Here is an 18,502-nt window from a genome sequence, read left to right as displayed (position 1 = left end):
ACACACCGATCAGCACTCCCGCTACCAATGGAAAAAATCGGTTCATCTGAACGTCTCCTCATAAGCTTGTCATGGTCGCAATCTACCATGCCAACGCGAGCCTATACGAAAACTTCTGGCCCGCTAGATCACGCTCACCTGAGCCGAAACATTCGCACGATTGATCAATCAATCTATAATCGTGATGCGTCGCGCCTCAGTCGATGATTAAAGTCACGTAAGTCTAGCCTGGTCGGGCTATTCTGTCGTTATGGAAGTAGTTTCACGACGTTAATAGTCAAGCGGACGCGATTTCGACTTGAATAGATTGTGGTTTTTGAGTAAAATTACACCATAAAAAAGTAATATAAATGGGAGGATACTATGTCGTCAACTCGGTTCGATCCGATTCTGCTTCATCGTCAACATATCATCGATGAGGTCACGTGCCTCGATGAAATCTTCGATGTTCTGGACGGGTGGCCGGAGGACAAACGGGGTTTGGCATATGACACGCTGTTGAAGGCGTGCAGAGATGCGGCCAACGGGCGTTTCCCGCTGAGCGCTGCGCGCGAGAATTTCCGGCGGTTCCTGAACATGGCTGGCGTCCTTGCGAAGGTCGAGGGTGGCCCCAAATTCGACGGACCGATGAACCATCAAATTGGTAATGCTTAGTCAGATATAGGCCTGTTGGGGGCTGTCTGCATGGCAGGGAGGGCGCGCCGTCACATCAGTTGCGGCGCGTTCTGGTTTCCATATCAACAGATCGTATGATCGCCTATTTCTTGGCCACAAAGCGCCGCGGCAAGCCCTGCCAGGAGGCAGCCGGCAGTTTGGTGGGTGTCGGATCCAACAGATCCTAGTTTACGCCGGCATTGGCCCAGTCGCATCGGAAGACCAGCATGGGCTTCGAGAACCCCTTGAACCGTCGGCGCGTTGCGTGAGCGAAGAGATCGGCGGCGCCGTACTCCCGAAAAATATTCTCCGAGACGAGGATCTGGTCGCTGGAGGCTGCCGAGCATAGTCGCGCGGCAAGTTGCACGGTCGAGCCGAAGAGGTCGTTGCTGTCCTCGACCGGCTCGCCGCAGTCCAGTCCGATGCGGATATGGATAGGCTCGGTGTTTCCGCCGTTGTAACGCTCGAATTCCCGCTGGATCGCCATGGCGCATTCGACGGCTGCCGTTGTCGCGGCGAAGGCGGCCATGATGCCGTCGCCGGTGTGTTTCACCTCCCGACCTGAATTCTGGCTGAGGCATCGGCGCACGATAGAGTCATGGGCTCGGACCATTTCGGTCGCAATCCGGTCGCCGAGGCGCGATGTCATCGCTGTCGATCCGACGATATCGGTAAAGAGGATTGCCCGGTGGCCGGGATCCACCTGAGCGGAGGATTGGCCGGGCGCCGGCTCAGGGTCATGGATTCGGCCAAGAAAAGCCTCGACCGCTGACAAGGCGACCTCGACGATCTCGCCGGCGACGAAGCCGTGCGCCTCGCGATGCACACATTGCGCAGTTTCGGCATCCGGCGCATCCACGAGGCAAAAGGCGGTCCCGCGCCGCTGATCGAACCAGTAGGTCAGGAACTTGACGCCGTACTTGTCCTGGATATCGAGATCCATGCGATGTGCCTGAGCAACGTCAGCCGCTGACGTTCCTTCAAGAAAGTGTCGATCCATGAAAATAGGCATCGCGCGCTCCTCCCAGATCCGGCGCGTGCAGGATAAATCGCATTGTACGACCCGGATGAAACTCCGTCCACCTCTGGCACAATCCATGAGTGATTAGAGAGGTTCTTGCTTCCAGCAATGCATATGAGTTGCTGTAATCATTATAGAGTATAAAAGGAAAGACTGAGTTTTAATCAGCGGACGTGGGATGTAAGCCCGATATTTACCATAATCAGTCGCTTAATGACTGGTCGGGGGAGCTGTCGGGGTCTTCAGGCGTTCCATGTTCTCAAGCGCGGCTGTTGCCGGATCCGGGAGGGATGGAGAAACACGTCTGTGACGGCCATGATTGACGAGAGCATGATGCCGAAAGTGTGAGCGGTTTTCGGGCGACGTCATGCTCTAACTATATAATGTAGAACAGGATTCAGATTTTAGGCCGACCTAGTCTAAAATCATCCTGTTCTATGATCAAAAGCCACGCTTCGGCCGGTAGGCGGCTTGCCAACGGCACGCAAATTGCATCGTATTCCATGAGCTCCACCGAAATTGGGAAAAGCTATAGCAAAGTGAGACAGACGGCACATTTTCGACCGGTTGGCTTGGCCTCAATGGGGCTCGGCCATTATGCCGTTATTAACTCTGTGTGGGACGCCGCGCGCACGCTCCTGCGCGACTGGCCGGTAGACGACGGCGAAGAGTATTTCGAGGCCGTCAAGTCGTGCCTGGATGCGATTATCGGCGATCTCCCACCGGAACACGTGCGGGCCGCCTTCATCAGGGCGGCACAGGAGGCCGGCATTGCCGTCATAGAAGCGGCGGACTGAATACGCTCCGCGCTTCCCCACCTATCCTCAAAGCCAGATCGTCCCGACGCTTGACTTTTCCTGCCGAAGTTCTAACTTAGAACAAAACAGGAACATTGGAGATGATCATGACGCATACGGAACAGGTGATCGCCAACGCCCTCGCGCTTGTCGAAGCGTCCCGCGCAGCCCGCGAGCGAGATCAACAGCGACGTGCCGCCTGGCAGAGAAAGGTCGAACTCAGCCGGCCGCTGCCGCCCTTGCCGCGGCCGGTTCAATTGCCATTGGCGCTGAACTGATGCAGCCGGCAAAAACCTTGGAACCCCATCGGGCACGCCCCGAACAAACTGGACCTGGTCAAGCCTGGCCGGACCAAACCTGGCCCGATCAAGCCTGGGAAGTCGAAGCCGTGCTTGCCTGGCATGACGACAATGCCAAGGCGGCGATACGCTCGCTGCTCGATGACTGCAAACATCTCCGCCAGCAATTGGCGCTGGCGGAAAGCGTGATGAGCCGCGGGATGGCCCGCGGATGGGCGCCGCGATACGAGCGGGATGCTCTCTGAAAGATTCGATGCCGCTTGGTCTATGGTGCGGCATCCTCCAACGCTCCTCAGGATGAGGCTCTCTTGGGCCTTGTGCGGCGGCTAGCAAACGAAAGCGCGCTACTCGGCGTGGCGATTGGCTACGGCACACCTGTTTTCAGACGCGCCGAGACCGTGGCGCTTTGAGTTGCCGCTTACGCAGCAAGGCCGACATTTGCGAGATAGGCTTCCAGAGCCCAGGCGTGAGCAGACGCAATGATAGCGCCCACGTAACCGTCCGGACGCACGAGCACCCAGTCGCCCGATTCCAGACCGTAGGCATCATGGAAATGCCGGCCTTCGTCGATGACATCTCCGCGCTCGCCGATCCTGTGGATATGCAGGCCCGGGCGCGGCGGCACGGCGGCTTGCTCGGCCTCGTAGCCCAGCAGCGTCCAGTGCGGCCCCCTGAACAGTTCGAACAGACGCGTCGGCTGGCCGGTGACACCTTTGAGCGGCGCATCGGGCGCACGGTCGCCCGCAAGCAGGCCGGCGTTCCGCTCCGGCTTTTCCAGCGCGAACGAGGAGGAGGGATAGCCGATATCGAGTTGATGCACATCGCGGCCGCGCCGCATATCGCCTCGCTTCATGGCGTCGAGAAGATTGGTCGCCAGACCGAGCACGGCGGCGGCGACCGGGCGGCGCTCTTCCTCGTAGCTGTCGAGCAGTGCGTCGGGAGCACCGGCAGTGACCGCAGCCAGTTTCCATCCGAGATTATAGGCGTCCTGAACGCTGGTATTCAGACCTTGTCCGCCGGTCGGCGGATGCGTATGGGCGGCATCGCCGACCAGGAACACGCGGCCGAGCCGGTAGCGATCGGCAAGCCGGGCGTTCATATGGAAGGCTGACGCCCAGGAGACCGATTGGACCTCGATGTCGTCGCGGCCGGTGCGTTCCTTCACCAGGGCGGTCAAGCCTGCCGCGGAGAGGTCGACCTCGCCTTCGAGCGGGATGGGTCCCTGGATCTGGAACAGATCCGTCCCCGCGAGTGGGCAAATGGCGATCTGCTGCTGCATGTCGCCATCGCCGAAGCGATGCCATACCTCTCGGTCCAACCCTGTCAGAATGACATCGGCGACCATGGCGCGCACGCCGAGCGTCTTGCCGGGAAAGCCGATATCCAGCGCATGGCGCACGAAGCTGCGGCCGCCATCGGCGCCGACGAGCCAGCGCACGCGGATGGCCTCTTCACCGGATGTGCCCTTAAGCCGAGCAGTCACGCCCGCCTCATCCTGTTCGAAGCCGATCAGTTCGCATCCAAATTCGGGGCGATGCCCAAGTTCGAGCAGGCGCTCGCGCATCACGCCTTCGGTCAGGAACTGCGGCACCATCAGCGGAAGATGATAGGGCTCTGCCGGTGTCGGCTCCCCACCCACCACGGCGTCAGATTCGCTGACGCTGCCGTCGTCACGATATTCCCGCTGCCTGGGATAGGTGCCGCCTTGGGCGACGATCCGGTCGAGAATGCCGAGATCCTCAAACACTTCCTGGCTCCGCGGCTGAATGCCCTTGCCGCGGGAACCGCGGAACGGGTCGTTCAATTTTTCGATCAGGCGGAAGGATACGCCCCGCCGCGCCAGCTCGATTGCCAGCGTCAGGCCGGCAGCCCCGCCGCCCGATATCAGCACGTCGACTGTGGAATTCTCTGTCATTGATCTCTCCATGTGTGTATTATGCACATAATAGGAGAAACGGCATGACGTCAACAAAGAATGTGCAAAATACACATATAAGCGGAAAACTGCGCGAGTTGCATGGGGCTTTGATCGAGATCGTCAGCGTCATGAACCGCCCGCAGCGCGACGAGCAGATGGTCCGCGAGGCGGGGATTTCGCTCGATCGCGCGCTGTTTCCGCTGCTGGTCACGATCGAACGGCTCGGTCCCATCGGCGTGGTCGAACTCGCCGACCGCGCCGGGCGCGACTACACCACCGTCAGCCGCCAGGTCGCCAAGCTCGAAAGTCTCGATCTGGTGGAGCGCCGCGGCAATGCCGCCGACCGCCGCGTGCGCGAGGCGGTCATCAGCCCGAAGGGCAAGGCAATGACCGATCGCATCGACGTCGCCCGCGAGCGGATGGGCCGGGCCATTTTCGAGAGCTGGGACGAACACGACTTCAATGAACTCGTGCGCCTCATGCGGAAGTTTGCGGAGGATATCAGCGGCGATATCGGCAATGGCGCGGGTAAGACGCAGGGCGAGGACGGACCGCAGGCAGATTAGGCTCTGAATCACTCCGGAATGTGCCTTTTGAATTCACCGGAGCCATTGCGCCGGCGCGTCTGCAATGATCTTGTAGCGTCCTGCAATCGCAACGTTTTCCGGTGATTCCCAATGTTCGATATTCTGTGGCGCGGCCTGGTGATCGGCGCCGGCGCAACCATCCTCATGGACCTCTGGGCGATCCTGCTCACCCAGTTCGGCCAGTCGGCGCCCAACTGGGCTCCTGTGGGACGCTGGTTCTGGCACCTTGGCCGCGGCAAGGTCTTTCACGAGAGCATTGCCGACGCCGAGCCCTATGCTCATGAACTGGCGCTCGGCTGGATCAGCCATTACGCCGTCGGCATCCTCTATGGGGTGATCTTCGCCATCATCATGGGCTCGGCCTGGCTGGCGGCCCCGACATTTCTTCCCGCCTGGATCTTCGGCATCGTCACCGTCGGGGCAGGGTGGTTCCTGCTGCAGCCGGGCCTCGGCATCGGCTGGGCCGCCTCCAAACATCCGACCCCGAACAAGGTCCGCTGCTTCAATCTGCTGGCTCATACGGTTTTTGCGCTGGGGCTCTACGGGACGGCATTGATCATCCGCTGAGATCGCGGGCTGCCCCTCACCCTAACCCTCTTCCCGTAAACGGGGCGTGGGGACGTGCCCTGCGAAAAGTTGGCGAGGAACGGAGAGGTCGCGGCATCCCCCTTCGCCCCGCAAGCGGGGGTCCGAAGGACGGGTCGAGACCCGTGGCTCGACCCCTGTTGGTGCCGGCAGGCGGATGAGGGGCAACCCTTGCCAGAGGGCTCCATGTCTTGGCCCCTCCTCATGCGGCATCCGCCTCAACAGCCTAGCCTACCGCGCAGCCCAGTTGGCGCCGCGGCGGAAGATGGTCTTCATCTGGGGAACGTCGAATTCCTTGGCCTGATGGCCGAGCGAGGAATAGAAGACGCGGCCCTTGCCGTATTTCCGCTTCCAGACGACGGGCATGACGACGCCGTCGATCCAGTAGGCGTGTTCGCCGGTGAACTTGGTCGTCGCCAGAACCTCGTTCGACGGGTCGACATGCATGTAATATTGCTCTGAGGTATAGGGAAAATCGGCAATACCCTCCATGAGCGGATCGTCGGGGCGGGTGATGTTGACGGTATAGTCGATGATGTTGCCGGGATGAGCCACCCACTGGCCGCCGATGATGAACTGGTAGTCGACGGATTCGCGGAAGGCGTCGCCCGCGCCGCCGTGATAGCCGGCGATACCGACGCCGCTTTCGATTGCGGTGGCGAGGTTCTTGACCTCTTCCTTCTCGATCTTCGACATCGTCATGATCGGCACGACGAGGCTGAGATCATGGACGGAAGGGTCGGCAAGCGCCTCGGTGCCGTGTTCGAGGTAGACCTTGAAGCCGTCCTCCTCGAGCATGGTCTTGATGATTTCGGCGCACTCCTGCGGCTCATGCCCGCTCCAGCCGCCCCAAACGATCAGTGCTTCACGCATAGTCTTTCCTCCTGAAACTTATTTCGCCAGCCGTCCGTCGACGATGGAATCGGACAGCGGAGCAGGGCGCTCCGTTGCCGTGGTGATCGCGACCGTCCGGCCGGTTGCGGCAGCGGTGTGGAACGCTTCCATGACTTCGAGCACATGCAGTGCCAGATCGCCGTTGGCGCGGTGCGGCCGGTTGGAGCGGATCGCATGCGCCATGTCGGCAACGCCGAGCGAGCGATAGTTGCCGTCGGCATAGGGTGATGTGACCGGCTGGTCCTCGAACGAACCGCCCTTCTTCAAATATTCCACCGGGCCGCCGAACTTGTTCGGATCGGGAACGATCAGCGTGCCCTCGGTTCCGTAGACCTCCAGCGGCACATGCTTGTGGCCGGCGACATCGAAGCTCATGGCGATCTGGACGACGGCGCCATTGGCACAGGCCATCATGCCGGTGACATGCGTCGGCACATGCACGGGAATGCGTTCGCCGTTTCGCGGTTCGCTGGTGATCAGCCGTTCCGGCCGCGGCGTCGTCGCAAAACCCGCAACTTGTGAAACAGGTCCGAGAAGATTGACGAGATCGGTGATGTAATAGGGGCCCATATCGAGCATCGGCCCGCCGCCGATTTCGTAATAGAAGGCCGGGTTCGGATGCCAGCGCTCATGGCCCGGGCACATGAAGGTTGCCGAGCCGCCGACCGGCTGGCCGATGACGCCTTGGTCGATCAAGGCACGCGCCGTCTGGTGGCCGCCGCCGAGGAAGGTGTCGGGGGCAGCGCCGATGCGGAGATTCCTCGCCTTGGCGGCTTCCGCCAATTTTTTCCCTTCCGCGAAATTAATCCCGAGCGGCTTTTCCGAATAGGTGTGCTTGCCGGCCTCAAGCGCCTGCAATGCCACGGCAACATGGGCCTTCGGGATCGTCAGATTGACGATGATCTCGACCTTGGGATCGGCGAAAAGCTCCTCGACGGCCTTGACGGGAACGTTGAATTCCGCAGCCTTTGCTTCCGCCAGCTCCCGATTGAGATCGGCGACGCCGCGGATCTCGAGGATGGGAAAGGATGCCATCGCCGTGAGATAGGCGCCCGAAATATTGCCGCATCCGATGATGCCGATACCGACCTTGTCCATGAATTCCTCCATTGAGTCTTGATTGTGACGCCCGTCAGAGCGCCGGCCCTGTCGTGCTCCAGGGCGATTCGTAGAGTTCGTAGAGCGCCACCGCAGCCGCACCTTGCGCCCAGAAATCATCAGTCGAATCGTCGAAGACGAGTTCGCTCACCCCGCGCAGCGACGGCGGAATGGCGAGCGCATAGGCATCACGCAGGCTGTTGAGAAAGGGTTCGCCGAGCGCCAGGCTCGATCCCACAAGAATGACCCGCGGCGGCGCAAACAGCGTGACGATATTGGCAATGGTCAATCCGACCGCTTCGCCGGCGCGGATCGCGGCACTGATCAGCCGGTCGTCATCGGCCTTGATCAGCGCCTGGGCATGGTTCATGCCGCGGCCGAGACGGATCGCTTCGGCAAAACGCCCGTCGGCCTGCTGTTCGCCGAGGATCGCGCTTTCGCCGGCCTGGCTGAAAAGCCGGACGACGCCGTTCGGTCCCATGCCGAGCACCAGATCGCCGAGATTGTGGCTGAGGCCGCCGGCGCCGCGAAACAGGCTGTTGCCGTGCAGGACCCCGAGCCCCAGCGTCTGTTCCAGCGAAATTAGCACCATATCCTCGAGATCGCGCGCCTTTCCGAACCAGTGATGGCCAAGCGTGATGGCGTGGGCGTCGCTTTCGACAATGGTCGGCGTTGCCAGCCGCGTCGACATTTCGGCGGCGAAATCGACATTGGTGTCGCGAAAGATCGGGCTGCTTCTGATATAGCCGGTGCGGTGCTCGATGACGCCGGGAAAGCCGAGGCAGACGCTGTCGACATCCTCCAGCGAAAGCCCGGCATCGACGACGCAGCGCCTGACGCCATCCTCGACCAGATCGGCGATGACGCCGATCGGCTGCCGGTCGATGCGGATCGGCAAGGCGAGCTTCGACAGCACATCGCCGCGGAAATTGGTGACGACGAAGACCATCCTGTTGGCGGCGATCTTGGCGCCGACCACGCGGGCGGCATCGGGATTGAGCTCCAGCATCACCCGCGGCCGACCGCGCACCGCCTCATTGCGGATATCGCCTTCGTGACGCGGCAGGATCAGCCCGTCGTCGAGCAATGAGGCGGTGATGGCCGAAACGGTGGTGGTGGAGAGTTCGGTACGCTCGCTGATCTCTATCCGCGAGATCGGACCATGGCGCCTGATGGTATCGAGCACGTTCAAGCGATTGATCGCGCGCATTAATTCGGGATCTGCGGTCTTCATTGGAACTAGCCAGGCGAGCGTTTCGTTGGGGCGGAACCCAAATATTTTTAACGGGTTACGAAATAAATAGCAGGGAATTCAGCGGTCCTGTCAAGCGCATTTGATAAAAATAGAGGCATTGGGTTGACAATATGCGAAAGCTCCGTTGAATTAATCCGCATAGGGGAAAAATTGTGAGGACAGGACCCCTGGGAGGAAAATCATGACTTTTAGGTTCAAGAGCGCCGCTTTTGGCGGCAGGCGTATCGCATCCATGGCCGCGGCTGCCGGCATGTTGCTGGCCGGAGCAGGTGCTGCCTCGGCGGCGACAGTCGTCAAATGGCTGCATCTCGAGCTCGACCCGAAATATGTCGCGGCCTGGGAAGACATCGTCAAGAAATACGAAGCCCAGCATCCCGACGTCGATATCCAGATGCAGTTTCTCGAAAACGAGGCCTTCAAGGCCAAGCTTCCGACATTGCTGCAATCTGACGACGTGCCGGATTTCTTTTTCAGCTGGGGCGGCGGCGTCTTGAAGCAGCAATCCGAAACCGGTGCCCTCCAGGATGTGACACCGGCACTGGATGCCGATGGCGGCAAACTGCGCGGCGCCTATAGCCCGGCTTCGGTCAGCGGCCTGACATTCGAGGGCAAGACCTGGGCTGTTCCCTATAAGGTCGGTCTGGTCAGCTTCTTCTACAACAAGGAACTGTTTGCCAAGGCCGGTGTGAAGGCCGAGGACATCAAGAACTGGGCTGATTTTCTGGGTACTGTGAAGAAGATCAAGGCCGCCGGCATTGTGCCGATCGCCGGTGGCGGCGGTGAGAAGTGGCCGATCCACTTCTACTGGAGCTATCTCGTCATGCGCGAAGGCGGACAGAAGGTCTTCGAAGCGGCAAAGACCGGCCAGGGCGAAGGTTTCCTCGATCCTGCGATCATCAAGGCCGGCGACGATCTCGCCGAACTCGGAAAACTCGAACCGTTCCAGCCCGGCTATCTCGGCTCGACCTGGCCGCAGGCGCTCGGCGTTTTCGGTGACGGCAAGGCTGCGATCATCCTCGGCTTTGAAAATACCGAGGCCAACCAGCGCAAGAATGCCGGTGACGGCAAGGGTCTCGCACCCGAAAATATCGGCCGCTTCGCCTTCCCGGCGGTCGATGGCGGCGCCGGTAAACCGACGGATACGCTGGGCGGTCTGAACGGCTGGGCTGTCACCAAGAAGGCCTCCAAGGAAGCGCTCGATTTCCTCGCCTTCCTGACCAATGCCGACAATGAGCGGGCGATGGCCAAGGCCGGCATGCTTCTGCCCGTTGCCGTCGGCGCCGGCGACGGCGTCACCAACCCGCTGCTTGCCGAATCGGCAAAACAGCTGGCCGGCTCGACCTGGCATCAGAATTATTTCGACCAGGATCTTGGCGCTGCGGTCGGCCGCGTCGTCAACGACGTGTCGGTGGAAATCGTCTCCGGGCAGATGAATTCCAAGGACGGCGCCCAGATGATCCAGGACGCTTTCGAACTGGAACAATAACCAGCGCCTGCAGACCCTTCCTGGCGCTCCGCTAAAATTCGGAGCGCCAGCATTGCTGCCGACGAGATGCGAAAGCAGGACCCATGGCCAATATTTCAGTCCCATCGATAACCACGGCCGCGAGGCCGGTAAAAAGAGCCGCGAACAGCAAGAGCTCGGTCGCCCATGACCGGCTGGCGGTGCTGTTGATCTTCCTGCCGCCGGCGCTGCTGCTTTTCACGCTCTTCGTCATCATGCCGATGGGCGAGGCGGCCTGGTACAGCCTCTACAAGTGGAACGGCTACGGCACGCCGACCGAGTTCATCGCGCTGCGCAATTTCCAGGTCCTGTTTCGAAATGCGGCCTTCACCCAGGCGCTGGTCAATAACGGCCTGATCATCGTGATCTCGATCTGCATCCAGGTGCCGCTTGCCATCTGGCTGGCGACTATGCTGGCGCACCGCATTCCGGGTGTCGTCGGTTACCGCCTGATCTTCTTCCTGCCCTATGTGCTGGCGGACGTTGCTGCGGGTCTCATCTGGCGCTTCGTCTATGATGGCGACTATGGCCTGTTTGCCGCCGTTTCCAACTTCTTCGGCTTCGCCAACCCTTACGTGCTCGCCGACAAGGACGTGGCGATCTATGCCGTGCTTGGGGTGATCGTCTGGAAATATTTCGGCTTCCACATGATGCTGTTCATCGCCGGCCTGCAATCCGTCGACAAGAGCGTGCTGGAGGCCGCCGAAATCGACGGCGCCACCGGCTGGCAGAAGTTCCGTTACGTCACGCTGCCGCTGCTCGGCTCGACCTTGCGTCTTTCCATCTTCTTTGCCGTCGTCGGCTCGCTGCAGCTCTTCGACATGATCATGCCGCTGACCGGCGGCGGGCCATCCAACTCCACCCAGACGATGGTCACCTTCCTCTACACCTATGGCGTCATGCGCATGCAGGTCGGCCTCGGCAGCGCCGTCGGCGTCGTGCTCTTCATCATCTGCGTGACGCTCGCCTTCGGTTACAAAAGGATATTCATGCGCCATGACTGATATGAGCTCTTCCATCCGCATGAGCACATCAACACGCGTCTATCTCTACGTGTCGCTGAGCCTGATTGCCGCAATCGTGCTCGTGCCGCTGCTGACGACGGCGCTCGGCGGCTTCAAGACGCTGGGCGACCTGCGCACCAATCCCTTCGGCCTGCCAACTGAGTGGCAATGGGCGAACTATACCGACATTCTTTTCGGTGAACGCTACTGGCTGCAGATCGGAAATTCTCTGGTGATCGCCTCGCTCACCGTCCTCCTGACGCTGATCGTCTCGTCCATGGCGGCTTTCGCCTTTGCCCATGTCCGCTTTTTCGGATCGTCGTTCCTGCTCAATTATTTCCTACTCGGCCTGATGTTTCCGGCGGCGACCGCGATCCTGCCGCTCTTCATCCGCATCCGCGATCTCGGCCTGCTCGATACCTATTGGGGTGTGGTGCTGCCGCAGGTGGCCTTCGGCCTCGGCATGAGCATCCTGCTGTTTCGAAACTACTTCCGCAATCTTCCGGAAGAATTGTTTCAGGCGGCCTTTGTCGACGGATGCGGTTATCTCCGCTTCTTCTGGCATATCTCGCTGCCGCTTTCGCGCCCGATCGTCGCCACCGTCAGCATCATCTCCTTCGTCGGCAGCTGGAACAGCTACATCCTGCCGCTGATCATGCTGAACTCGGAATCGAAATATCCCTGGCCGCTCGGCATCATGGTCTATCGCGGCGAGTACGGCACGGAGTGGCAGCTGGTGCTGGCCTTCATTACGCTGACCATCCTTCCCACCATCATCGTCTTTTTCGTCGCCCAGAGACACATCATCGCCGGTCTGACCGCCGGTGCCGTGAAGTCCTGAGCCGAACCGTTGGAGTACCATCATGGCATCCGTTGAACTGACCGATATTCGCAAGACCTATGGCGCCGTCGATGTCATCCACGGCATCTCGCTTCATATTGAGGATGGGGAATTCGTCGCTCTCGTCGGCCCGTCCGGTTGCGGAAAGTCGACGCTGCTGCGGATGATCGCCGGCCTTGAGGAGATCACCGATGGCGAGATCGCCATCGGCGGCAAAGTCGTCAACAGCATGACGCCGCGCGAACGCAACATCGCCATGGTCTTCCAATCCTACGCGCTTTACCCGCACATGACGGTTGCTGAAAACATGGGCTTCAATCTGAAGCTCGCCGGCGTTGCCAAACCCCAGATCGAGGCCCGGGTGGCCGAAGCCGCCCGCATGCTGGATCTCGCCAACCTCCTCGACCGCAAGCCGGCCCAGCTTTCCGGCGGCCAGCGCCAGCGCGTCGCCATGGGTCGCGCCGTCGTGCGCAATCCCGCCGTCTTCCTGTTCGACGAGCCGCTGTCCAACCTCGATGCCAAACTGCGCGTGCAGATGCGCTCGGAAATCAAGACGCTGCACCAGAAGGTCAGGACGACCTCGATCTACGTCACCCACGACCAGATCGAAGCGATGACGCTTGCCGACCGCATCGTCGTGCTCAATCAGGGCAGGGTGGAGCAAGAGGGGACGCCGCTCGAACTCTACAGGAAACCCGCCAATCTCTTCGTCGCCGCCTTCATCGGATCGCCGGCGATGAACATGCTCGAAGGCACGGTCGACGGCGAAAATGGTGGGCCTGCTGCTCGTCTCAGCGACGGCACGGCAATCCGCATCGCGCCCGACCGCAAGGTCAAGACCGGCCAGGCCATCACCATCGGCCTGCGCCCCGAACATCTCATTCCAGGTGTTGCCGCCGGCACGCCGCTCGCCGGCCGGACGATGCTGGTGGAACCGACAGGCGCCCAGACCCATGTGGTCTTCGATCTCGCCGGACAGCAGGTGACCGCCATCGTCGACGGCGAATACCCCGCCCGTTACGGCGCCGTCTTCGAGGCAAGCATCACCAGCGATCAGGTCCACGTCTTCGATCGCGGTACTGGCGTGGCGCTGTAGGCGGGGCGGTTTGCCCTACGGCTGTCCGATTTGCGGCGACGAGCGGGGAACGGGACGGTGCGGCATATCCTCTTCTCCCCTCGGGGAGAAGTGCCGGCAGGTGGATGAGGGGGCTGCACGGCACGCCCTCTCCTCATAACCTATCCCGGCATTCCGCCGCCGGCGTATGACGCGTTGTTTAAAAGACCAGCTTCGCCCCCTTATCCGCCCTACGGGCGCGTTCTGGCCGAGGGGAGAACGGACGAGCGGCTAAGCCATTTGGTTTCTCAACCATATCCGCCGCCACCGGACGTTGCCAATGCCACAAGTTGCACTATTGTCTGTCCGGCACGCAAAAACCTGATGGTGTTTATGCCGGTAGTAACTCGACATCTCATTGACCGGGGTGACGGAGCCACGGTTGAGCTTTTTCAAGCTCAAGCCGCAAGCGAAACGCCCGCAGGAGCAATCCTATTTGTCCACGGCAATCAGGGTGGCCGTCTGCTTGGAGGGATAGAGGCGGTCGACAGCGGCGCATTGCTTCGGTTCTGTTCTGGTCTGAATATCACTGCGGCGGCAGTCTCGCAGCCCGGTTTTGGGGCGTCAGATGGCCCTCGAGATTTCTGCGGTCCCAAAACCCAGCAAGCGATCATAGCTGCTCTCGCTTTCCTGCGTGGCCAGCCTTCCGTCGATCCTGACCGAATTGTTCTCTATGGAAACAGTCGTGGCGCCGTTGCATCGGCCATGGTCGCTACCCAGGTTTCTGATCTGCGAGCAGTCATTCTATCCAGCGGCGTCTATGATCTTGAAGTCGCTTATCGCGAGAGTTCTGACGGTTTGCGGTGGGCTATCGAGAAAGAGGCGGGCCTATCGAGAGAGGCCCTTCTGGCTCGCTCTGCATTGCATTATGCGCCCGAAGTTCGGTCTGAGACGTTGTTGCTGCATGGAAAGCATGACGATCGTGCTCCTGTTGCCCAAGCCGAACTCTTCTCAAAAGCTCTGTCCAATGCCGGAGTCCTGGCGACGCTTCACGTCTTTGAGTGTGGACATCAAATTCCAAGGAACCACATGCAGAGAGCTCTCAGGCCCTTCCTGCAAAGGGTGTTCAATCCCGTCGTGACCTACCACTAAGGCAGCATGACAGCTTCGGGCAGCGGGAAAGTGACGAAAACCCTAAAGAGATTAAGCCCAAACCCGCCTCTTGAAGGAGGAGAAAAAATGAAACGCATCGAGATGGGGGTGAGCGGCGGCTGCCAGTGCGGTGCCGTGCGCTACCACGCAACCGCCATGCTTGACAATTCGCATCTCTGCCATTGCCGCATGTGCCAGAAAGCCTCGGGCAACATCTTTGCCGCGCTCGTCGCCGCGCCCGATGATGCGCTCAGCTGGACACGCGGCAAGCCGAGCATCTGGAATAGCTCGGAGCTTGTCGAGCGCGGCTTCTGCGCCAATTGCGGCACGCCATTGTTCTTCCACCAGCTCGAAAACGGTCGCACCAACCTGATGATCGGTTCGCTTGACGATCCGCATGCCTTCTCGCCGCTTGCCAATACCTGCACCGAGAACATGGTGACATGGTTCGATACGATCACGGGCATAGAAAATACCGGTGCGACCGAAAACAACGGCGCCGACTGGGCCGCGGCGATCAAGGAGAGCACCAACCAGCACCCCGATCACGATACCGCCTCATGGGCGGCGAGGAGGCGTGATGGCTGAGTCCCAATCCGGCGGTTGCCAGTGCGGCGTCCGAGGCCGTGGCGCGTTGGCAGTGGCGGGCTTTGCTCGAGCTATTCGCCGCTCTGCGACTGGGATCGTTGCACATCGATGCTACCGACCACCGCTAGGCGGGCGATAGCATCGGTTGACGAGGGCTACTTTGCTCCTGCGGCCGCTTCTATGACCGCAGCCACTTCCTTGGCGTGCGAGGCCAGCGAGGCGTGGCTACCCTCGACCGTCGTCACCTTGGCCTTCATCCGTTCGGCAAAGAAAGCCTGTGCGTGGGGATCAAGGACGAGGTCCTTGGAGCTCAGGACGTACCAGCTTGGCTTGTAGTGCCATGCCGCGACTTGAGCAGGCGCATCGAAGGCAGTGTGGTTGATCGGCATCTGGTGCGCTGCCAGATGTTCACCGATCTTCTTGGGCAGGTCGCCCGCCACTGCACTGGGGAATACTGCAGGATCGATGCTCAAGTAACCCTTTGCGTCGGGCCGAATAGCCGCCGCTCCGGGGGTTGCCGGACCGCTGGCTGCCAATGCAGTGATGGTTTCACCTTTCTCGGGCGCAAAGGCCGAGACATAGACGAGTGATGCCACCTTGGCGTTGTCGCCCGCCTCGCCGATCACCACGCCACCCCAGGAATGGCCCACCAGAACAACCGGGCCATTTTGCGCATCCAGCACCGCATTGGTGGCAGCGACGTCGTCAGCAAGCGAGGTCAGTGGGTTCTTCACCGCAGTCACCTTGTAGCCCTTGGCGGTCAGGATTGCAGCGACGCCGTCCCAGCTGGTTTCGTCGACGAAGGCGCCGTGGACAAGAACGATATTCTTAATTGTCTGATCCGGGAGAGCCGGCTGGGCCCTTGCGGGTGCAGCACCAAGCATGGCGGTCGTCAGCATTAGGGCGGACATAAGAAGAGATTTCATTTGGAGAGCTCCTATAGGGCGCATCAGCCCGATTGCTTAATTCGGATAATCTGCAATGCTGTCACCTACACGACGGCAGAAAGGCCAGGATGGCCTTGCCTTCGCGGAAACACTTGAACTGCCAGATAATTCCTCTTTGAAGACAAAACCAAACTAGGGCTTACCGAGATGGATCACCATGACCCGAGCCCCGCAATGCATGCTCCATCGTCCAAAAATGCGATTATGCTCGCCTCTCGGGTGGATCTGCTCTCCCAGATTTTGGCCATGGTCAGCCTGCATGGCGAAATAGTCTTTACAGTCGAGCTCAGCCAACCATGGGCGCTACGCTTTCATCCAGGAGCGGCTTATTTCTTCATCGTGCTCGAAGGGGGCCTGACGGTTGTCAACGATCAGGGCCATGCCTTGCAGGTGGTAACTGGCGATCTGATCATGCTGCCGCGGGGCCTTGGACACGGCTTGAGCGATGGCGAGTGTGCAACTGAGGCTGACTTGGCAGCCCTGATGGCGGCGCAGGTTACCGCCGAAAAACTCAATGTCTCCTACGGCGGAGGCGGCCAACAGACCAAGCTTATCGCCGGAGCCTTTCGGTTCGAAAGCGCTTCCGTGCCCTGGCTCGTATCGGCATTGCCGTCGGTCATTCACATTCCAAAAGCCAGCGGCGAGACCGCCGGATGGGCCGAGGGGCTTGGCTACTTCATGATGAAGGAAGCCCAGGAGGTGTATCCCGGCGCGTCCATCATGATTTCACGGCTGATCGACGTGCTGGTGATCAGTATCCTGCGGAGCTGGGTGCGGATCGAGCGGGGCGGCAATGTCGGCTGGCTTGGAGCGCTCGGGGATGCGCGCATCAGCCGCGCGCTCAAGGCCATCCACGACGAACCTTATCGGCACTGGACCGTGCTCGATCTGGCTCGGGTGGCGGGCCTGTCCCGGTCCGGCTTCGCGGCGCGATTTACAGCATTGGTGAAAGAAGCGCCACTTTCCTACCACAGCCGCTGGCGGCTGACGCTCGCCTTGGGCTTGATGCGCCAGCCTGATGCCAAGGTTGGGTCGGTCGCCAGACAAGTGGGCTATGACTCCGAAGCAGCCTTCAGCCGAGCCTTCAAGGCGCAGTTTGGTTTTGCGCCCATGAATGCCAAATCGACAACTATTCAGGATCGATGATGGTGTAGATCCGGCGTAATGCATACCAGATTATAACGCGCGAATGTCCGACGTGGGGTCGAATGCCGAATGGCAGCTTCTGCTGAACTCGCCCCGATAACAGATGCGCCGCTTCCGGCCCCATAGCGGTCGTCTATTTAAGCCGAGCCGATGTCCGTTGTTGGTGCGAATCGGACAGCCGCCGGGCCACCCCGGCGGCCGACTGCCGCGATATATTACTCGGCCGCGATCCGTGTGACGCCGTTGGCCTGGACGATCTTTTCGAGCAGCGCGAGCTCTTCCTGGGAAAGATCCGTCAGAGGCGGGCGCACGGGGCCTGGGTTCTGTCCGAGGACGCGAAGGCCGGCCTTGATGATCGAGACGGCGTATCCCTTCTTGCGGTTGCGCAAGGCGACGAAGGGGAAGAAGAAGCCCTTCAGGATCTCATCGACGGTTGCCTGATCGCCGGTACGCAAGGCGCCGTAAAAGCGCTGGGCAAGGGCGGGAACGAAGTTGAAGACGGCCGATGAATAGGTCGTCACGCCTGCAGCGAAATAGGCCTGGGCATAAACCTCGTGGGTCGGCATGCCGCCGACATAGACGAGACGATCGCCAAGCAGGGTGGTGATCTCGATCACCTTGTCGACATCGCCGACGCCGTCCTTGAAGCCGATCAGGTTCGGGCATTCCTCCGCCAGGCGCGCGATGCTGTCGGCGGTCAGGACGGCGTTGTCGCGGTTATAGACGATGACGCCGATGCCGACCGATTGGCAGACCGCCTTGACGTGGGCGATGAGACCCGCCTGTTCGGCAAACATCAGATAGGGCGGCAGCAGCAGCAGCCCGTCCGCGCCGGCCTTCTCGGCCGCGACTGCGATCTCGATGGCGAGCGACGTGCCGTAGCCGGTTCCCGAAATGATCGGCGTCTTGCCCGCCGACGCTTTGGCGGCTCGGATCACCTGCGGAATCTCGGCCGGATTAAGCGAGAAAAATTCACCAGTGCCGCCGGCGGCAAACAGTGCAGCAGCGTCGTAACCTGCAAGCCACTCGACATGACGGCGGTACTTGGCTTCGTCGAATTTGAGTTGATCGTCGAAATGGGTCACCGGAAACGACAGGAGACCACTACCGACGGCCTTCTTCAATTCAATCGGGTTCATCATGAAGTCCTACTTCTTA

General features: G+C 60.5%; 20 protein-coding genes. 13 read left to right on the top strand and 7 right to left on the bottom strand.

Going from position 1 to position 18,502, the window contains the following annotated elements; translation table 11 throughout:
* Positions 1-363 precede the first annotated feature (363 nt).
* Positions 364-654: a DUF982 domain-containing protein gene (locus HX898_RS06045; RefSeq protein ID WP_012757379.1), complete on the top strand. Its 291-nt coding sequence runs from the start codon at positions 364-366 to the stop codon at positions 652-654.
* Between the two features lie 184 nt (positions 655-838).
* Here HX898_RS06045 and HX898_RS06040 read toward each other — a convergent pair whose 3' ends face one another.
* Entirely contained in the window at positions 839-1,666 is an 828-nt protein-coding gene (locus HX898_RS06040; protein WP_138329534.1) for a nickel-binding protein, read from the bottom strand.
* Between the two features lie 548 nt (positions 1,667-2,214).
* Between HX898_RS06040 and HX898_RS06035 the strand changes: the two genes are divergently transcribed.
* The 3 genes from HX898_RS06035 to HX898_RS06025 all read left to right on the top strand — a co-directional run bounded on the left by HX898_RS06035 (position 2,215) and on the right by HX898_RS06025 (position 3,016).
* Complete coding sequence (locus HX898_RS06035; RefSeq protein ID WP_011651896.1) at positions 2,215-2,472, top strand: DUF982 domain-containing protein; 258 nt, start codon at positions 2,215-2,217, stop codon at positions 2,470-2,472.
* Between the two features lie 107 nt (positions 2,473-2,579).
* Positions 2,580-2,750: a hypothetical protein gene (locus HX898_RS06030; protein ID WP_162039352.1), complete on the top strand. Its 171-nt coding sequence runs from the start codon at positions 2,580-2,582 to the stop codon at positions 2,748-2,750.
* The gene (locus HX898_RS06025) at positions 2,750-3,016 is read left to right on the top strand and encodes a hypothetical protein (RefSeq protein WP_138389242.1); all 267 of its coding nucleotides are present in this window, start codon (positions 2,750-2,752) and stop codon (positions 3,014-3,016) included. The genes HX898_RS06030 and HX898_RS06025 overlap by 1 nt, the downstream gene beginning before the upstream one ends.
* A gap of 173 nt (positions 3,017-3,189) precedes the next feature.
* Here the strand turns inward: HX898_RS06025 and HX898_RS06020 are convergent, their stop codons facing one another.
* Positions 3,190-4,686: an FAD-dependent oxidoreductase gene (locus HX898_RS06020; RefSeq protein WP_180194226.1), complete on the bottom strand. Its 1,497-nt coding sequence runs from the start codon at positions 4,684-4,686 to the stop codon at positions 3,190-3,192.
* A gap of 44 nt (positions 4,687-4,730) precedes the next feature.
* Between HX898_RS06020 and HX898_RS06015 the strand changes: the two genes are divergently transcribed.
* Both HX898_RS06015 and HX898_RS06010 read left to right on the top strand, forming a co-directional pair.
* A complete protein-coding gene (locus HX898_RS06015; protein WP_138389240.1) occupies positions 4,731-5,255 on the top strand; it encodes a MarR family winged helix-turn-helix transcriptional regulator in 525 nt (174 codons plus the stop codon).
* 111 nt (positions 5,256-5,366) lie between these two features.
* On the top strand, positions 5,367-5,843 hold the full coding sequence (locus HX898_RS06010; protein ID WP_180194225.1) for a DUF2938 domain-containing protein: 477 nt from the start codon (positions 5,367-5,369) through the stop codon (positions 5,841-5,843).
* Between the two features lie 249 nt (positions 5,844-6,092).
* Here the strand turns inward: HX898_RS06010 and HX898_RS06005 are convergent, their stop codons facing one another.
* The 3 genes from HX898_RS06005 to HX898_RS05995 are packed head-to-tail and all read right to left on the bottom strand — an operon-like array spanning position 6,093 to position 9,087.
* Entirely contained in the window at positions 6,093-6,734 is a 642-nt protein-coding gene (locus HX898_RS06005) for a ThuA domain-containing protein (protein WP_168308854.1), read from the bottom strand.
* Positions 6,735-6,752: 18 nt separating this feature from the next.
* The gene (locus HX898_RS06000) at positions 6,753-7,853 is read right to left on the bottom strand and encodes a Gfo/Idh/MocA family oxidoreductase (RefSeq protein ID WP_180194224.1); all 1,101 of its coding nucleotides are present in this window, start codon (positions 7,851-7,853) and stop codon (positions 6,753-6,755) included.
* A 34-nt stretch (positions 7,854-7,887) separates the two neighbouring features.
* On the bottom strand, positions 7,888-9,087 hold the full coding sequence (locus HX898_RS05995) for an ROK family transcriptional regulator (RefSeq protein ID WP_003539497.1): 1,200 nt from the start codon (positions 9,085-9,087) through the stop codon (positions 7,888-7,890).
* A 202-nt stretch (positions 9,088-9,289) separates the two neighbouring features.
* On the opposite strand from HX898_RS05995, the gene HX898_RS05990 reads away from it, so the two are divergent.
* The 6 genes from HX898_RS05990 to HX898_RS05965 all read left to right on the top strand — a co-directional run bounded on the left by HX898_RS05990 (position 9,290) and on the right by HX898_RS05965 (position 15,251).
* A complete protein-coding gene (locus HX898_RS05990; protein ID WP_180194223.1) occupies positions 9,290-10,594 on the top strand; it encodes an extracellular solute-binding protein in 1,305 nt (434 codons plus the stop codon).
* An 83-nt stretch (positions 10,595-10,677) separates the two neighbouring features.
* Complete coding sequence (locus tag HX898_RS05985) at positions 10,678-11,616, top strand: sugar ABC transporter permease (RefSeq protein ID WP_180194222.1); 939 nt, start codon at positions 10,678-10,680, stop codon at positions 11,614-11,616.
* Positions 11,609-12,457: a carbohydrate ABC transporter permease gene (locus HX898_RS05980; protein WP_003539503.1), complete on the top strand. Its 849-nt coding sequence runs from the start codon at positions 11,609-11,611 to the stop codon at positions 12,455-12,457. Before HX898_RS05985 ends, HX898_RS05980 begins: the two co-directional genes overlap by 8 nt.
* Before the next feature lie 22 nt (positions 12,458-12,479).
* Positions 12,480-13,553, top strand: a complete 1,074-nt coding sequence (gene ugpC, locus HX898_RS05975) for a sn-glycerol-3-phosphate ABC transporter ATP-binding protein UgpC (RefSeq protein WP_180194221.1) — start codon at positions 12,480-12,482, stop codon at positions 13,551-13,553.
* 342 nt (positions 13,554-13,895) lie between these two features.
* Entirely contained in the window at positions 13,896-14,663 is a 768-nt protein-coding gene (locus HX898_RS05970; protein ID WP_180194220.1) for a prolyl oligopeptidase family serine peptidase, read from the top strand.
* Positions 14,664-14,750: 87 nt separating this feature from the next.
* Positions 14,751-15,251, top strand: coding sequence for a GFA family protein (locus HX898_RS05965; protein WP_180194219.1), 501 nt, complete (start codon positions 14,751-14,753; stop codon positions 15,249-15,251).
* Positions 15,252-15,406: 155 nt separating this feature from the next.
* Here the strand turns inward: HX898_RS05965 and HX898_RS05960 are convergent, their stop codons facing one another.
* The gene (locus tag HX898_RS05960; protein ID WP_180194218.1) at positions 15,407-16,177 is read right to left on the bottom strand and encodes an alpha/beta hydrolase; all 771 of its coding nucleotides are present in this window, start codon (positions 16,175-16,177) and stop codon (positions 15,407-15,409) included.
* A gap of 168 nt (positions 16,178-16,345) precedes the next feature.
* Between HX898_RS05960 and HX898_RS05955 the strand changes: the two genes are divergently transcribed.
* Complete coding sequence (locus tag HX898_RS05955; protein ID WP_246697885.1) at positions 16,346-17,344, top strand: AraC family transcriptional regulator; 999 nt, start codon at positions 16,346-16,348, stop codon at positions 17,342-17,344.
* A 215-nt stretch (positions 17,345-17,559) separates the two neighbouring features.
* On the opposite strand, the gene kdgD is transcribed toward HX898_RS05955, so the two are convergent.
* Entirely contained in the window at positions 17,560-18,486 is a 927-nt protein-coding gene (gene kdgD, locus HX898_RS05950; RefSeq protein WP_180194217.1) for a 5-dehydro-4-deoxyglucarate dehydratase, read from the bottom strand.
* Positions 18,487-18,502 lie beyond the last annotated feature (16 nt).

This window comes from Rhizobium sp. WYCCWR 11128, from assembly GCF_013416305.1.
GTDB lineage: Bacteria > Pseudomonadota > Alphaproteobacteria > Rhizobiales > Rhizobiaceae > Rhizobium > Rhizobium indicum.
The sequence above is the reverse complement of the archived record's forward strand: the minus strand, read 5'-3'. Positions and strand labels throughout refer to the sequence as shown.

Excerpts from the sequence above, each read along its gene's own strand:
- HX898_RS05980 (WP_003539503.1), top strand. The coding sequence starts at position 11,609 with ATGACTGATATGAGCTCTTCCATCCGCATGAGCACATCAACACGCGTC.
- HX898_RS05995 (WP_003539497.1), bottom strand. The coding sequence starts at position 9,087 with ATGAAGACCGCAGATCCCGAATTAATGCGCGCGATCAATCGCTTGAAC.
- HX898_RS06045 (WP_012757379.1), top strand. The coding sequence starts at position 364 with ATGTCGTCAACTCGGTTCGATCCGATTCTGCTTCATCGTCAACATATC.
- HX898_RS06040 (WP_138329534.1), bottom strand. The coding sequence starts at position 1,666 with ATGCCTATTTTCATGGATCGACACTTTCTTGAAGGAACGTCAGCGGCT.
- HX898_RS05955 (WP_246697885.1), top strand. The coding sequence starts at position 16,346 with ATGGATCACCATGACCCGAGCCCCGCAATGCATGCTCCATCGTCCAAA.
- HX898_RS06005 (WP_168308854.1), bottom strand. The coding sequence starts at position 6,734 with ATGCGTGAAGCACTGATCGTTTGGGGCGGCTGGAGCGGGCATGAGCCG.
- HX898_RS05960 (WP_180194218.1), bottom strand. The coding sequence starts at position 16,177 with ATGAAATCTCTTCTTATGTCCGCCCTAATGCTGACGACCGCCATGCTT.
- HX898_RS06010 (WP_180194225.1), top strand. The coding sequence starts at position 5,367 with ATGTTCGATATTCTGTGGCGCGGCCTGGTGATCGGCGCCGGCGCAACC.
- HX898_RS06000 (WP_180194224.1), bottom strand. The coding sequence starts at position 7,853 with ATGGACAAGGTCGGTATCGGCATCATCGGATGCGGCAATATTTCGGGC.
- HX898_RS06020 (WP_180194226.1), bottom strand. The coding sequence starts at position 4,686 with ATGACAGAGAATTCCACAGTCGACGTGCTGATATCGGGCGGCGGGGCT.
- HX898_RS05990 (WP_180194223.1), top strand. The coding sequence starts at position 9,290 with ATGACTTTTAGGTTCAAGAGCGCCGCTTTTGGCGGCAGGCGTATCGCA.
- ugpC (WP_180194221.1), top strand. The coding sequence starts at position 12,480 with ATGGCATCCGTTGAACTGACCGATATTCGCAAGACCTATGGCGCCGTC.
- HX898_RS06025 (WP_138389242.1), top strand. The coding sequence starts at position 2,750 with ATGCAGCCGGCAAAAACCTTGGAACCCCATCGGGCACGCCCCGAACAA.
- HX898_RS05965 (WP_180194219.1), top strand. The coding sequence starts at position 14,751 with ATGAAACGCATCGAGATGGGGGTGAGCGGCGGCTGCCAGTGCGGTGCC.
- kdgD (WP_180194217.1), bottom strand. The coding sequence starts at position 18,486 with ATGATGAACCCGATTGAATTGAAGAAGGCCGTCGGTAGTGGTCTCCTG.
- HX898_RS06030 (WP_162039352.1), top strand. The coding sequence starts at position 2,580 with ATGACGCATACGGAACAGGTGATCGCCAACGCCCTCGCGCTTGTCGAA.
- HX898_RS06015 (WP_138389240.1), top strand. The coding sequence starts at position 4,731 with ATGACGTCAACAAAGAATGTGCAAAATACACATATAAGCGGAAAACTG.
- HX898_RS05970 (WP_180194220.1), top strand. The coding sequence starts at position 13,896 with ATGGTGTTTATGCCGGTAGTAACTCGACATCTCATTGACCGGGGTGAC.
- HX898_RS05985 (WP_180194222.1), top strand. The coding sequence starts at position 10,678 with ATGGCCAATATTTCAGTCCCATCGATAACCACGGCCGCGAGGCCGGTA.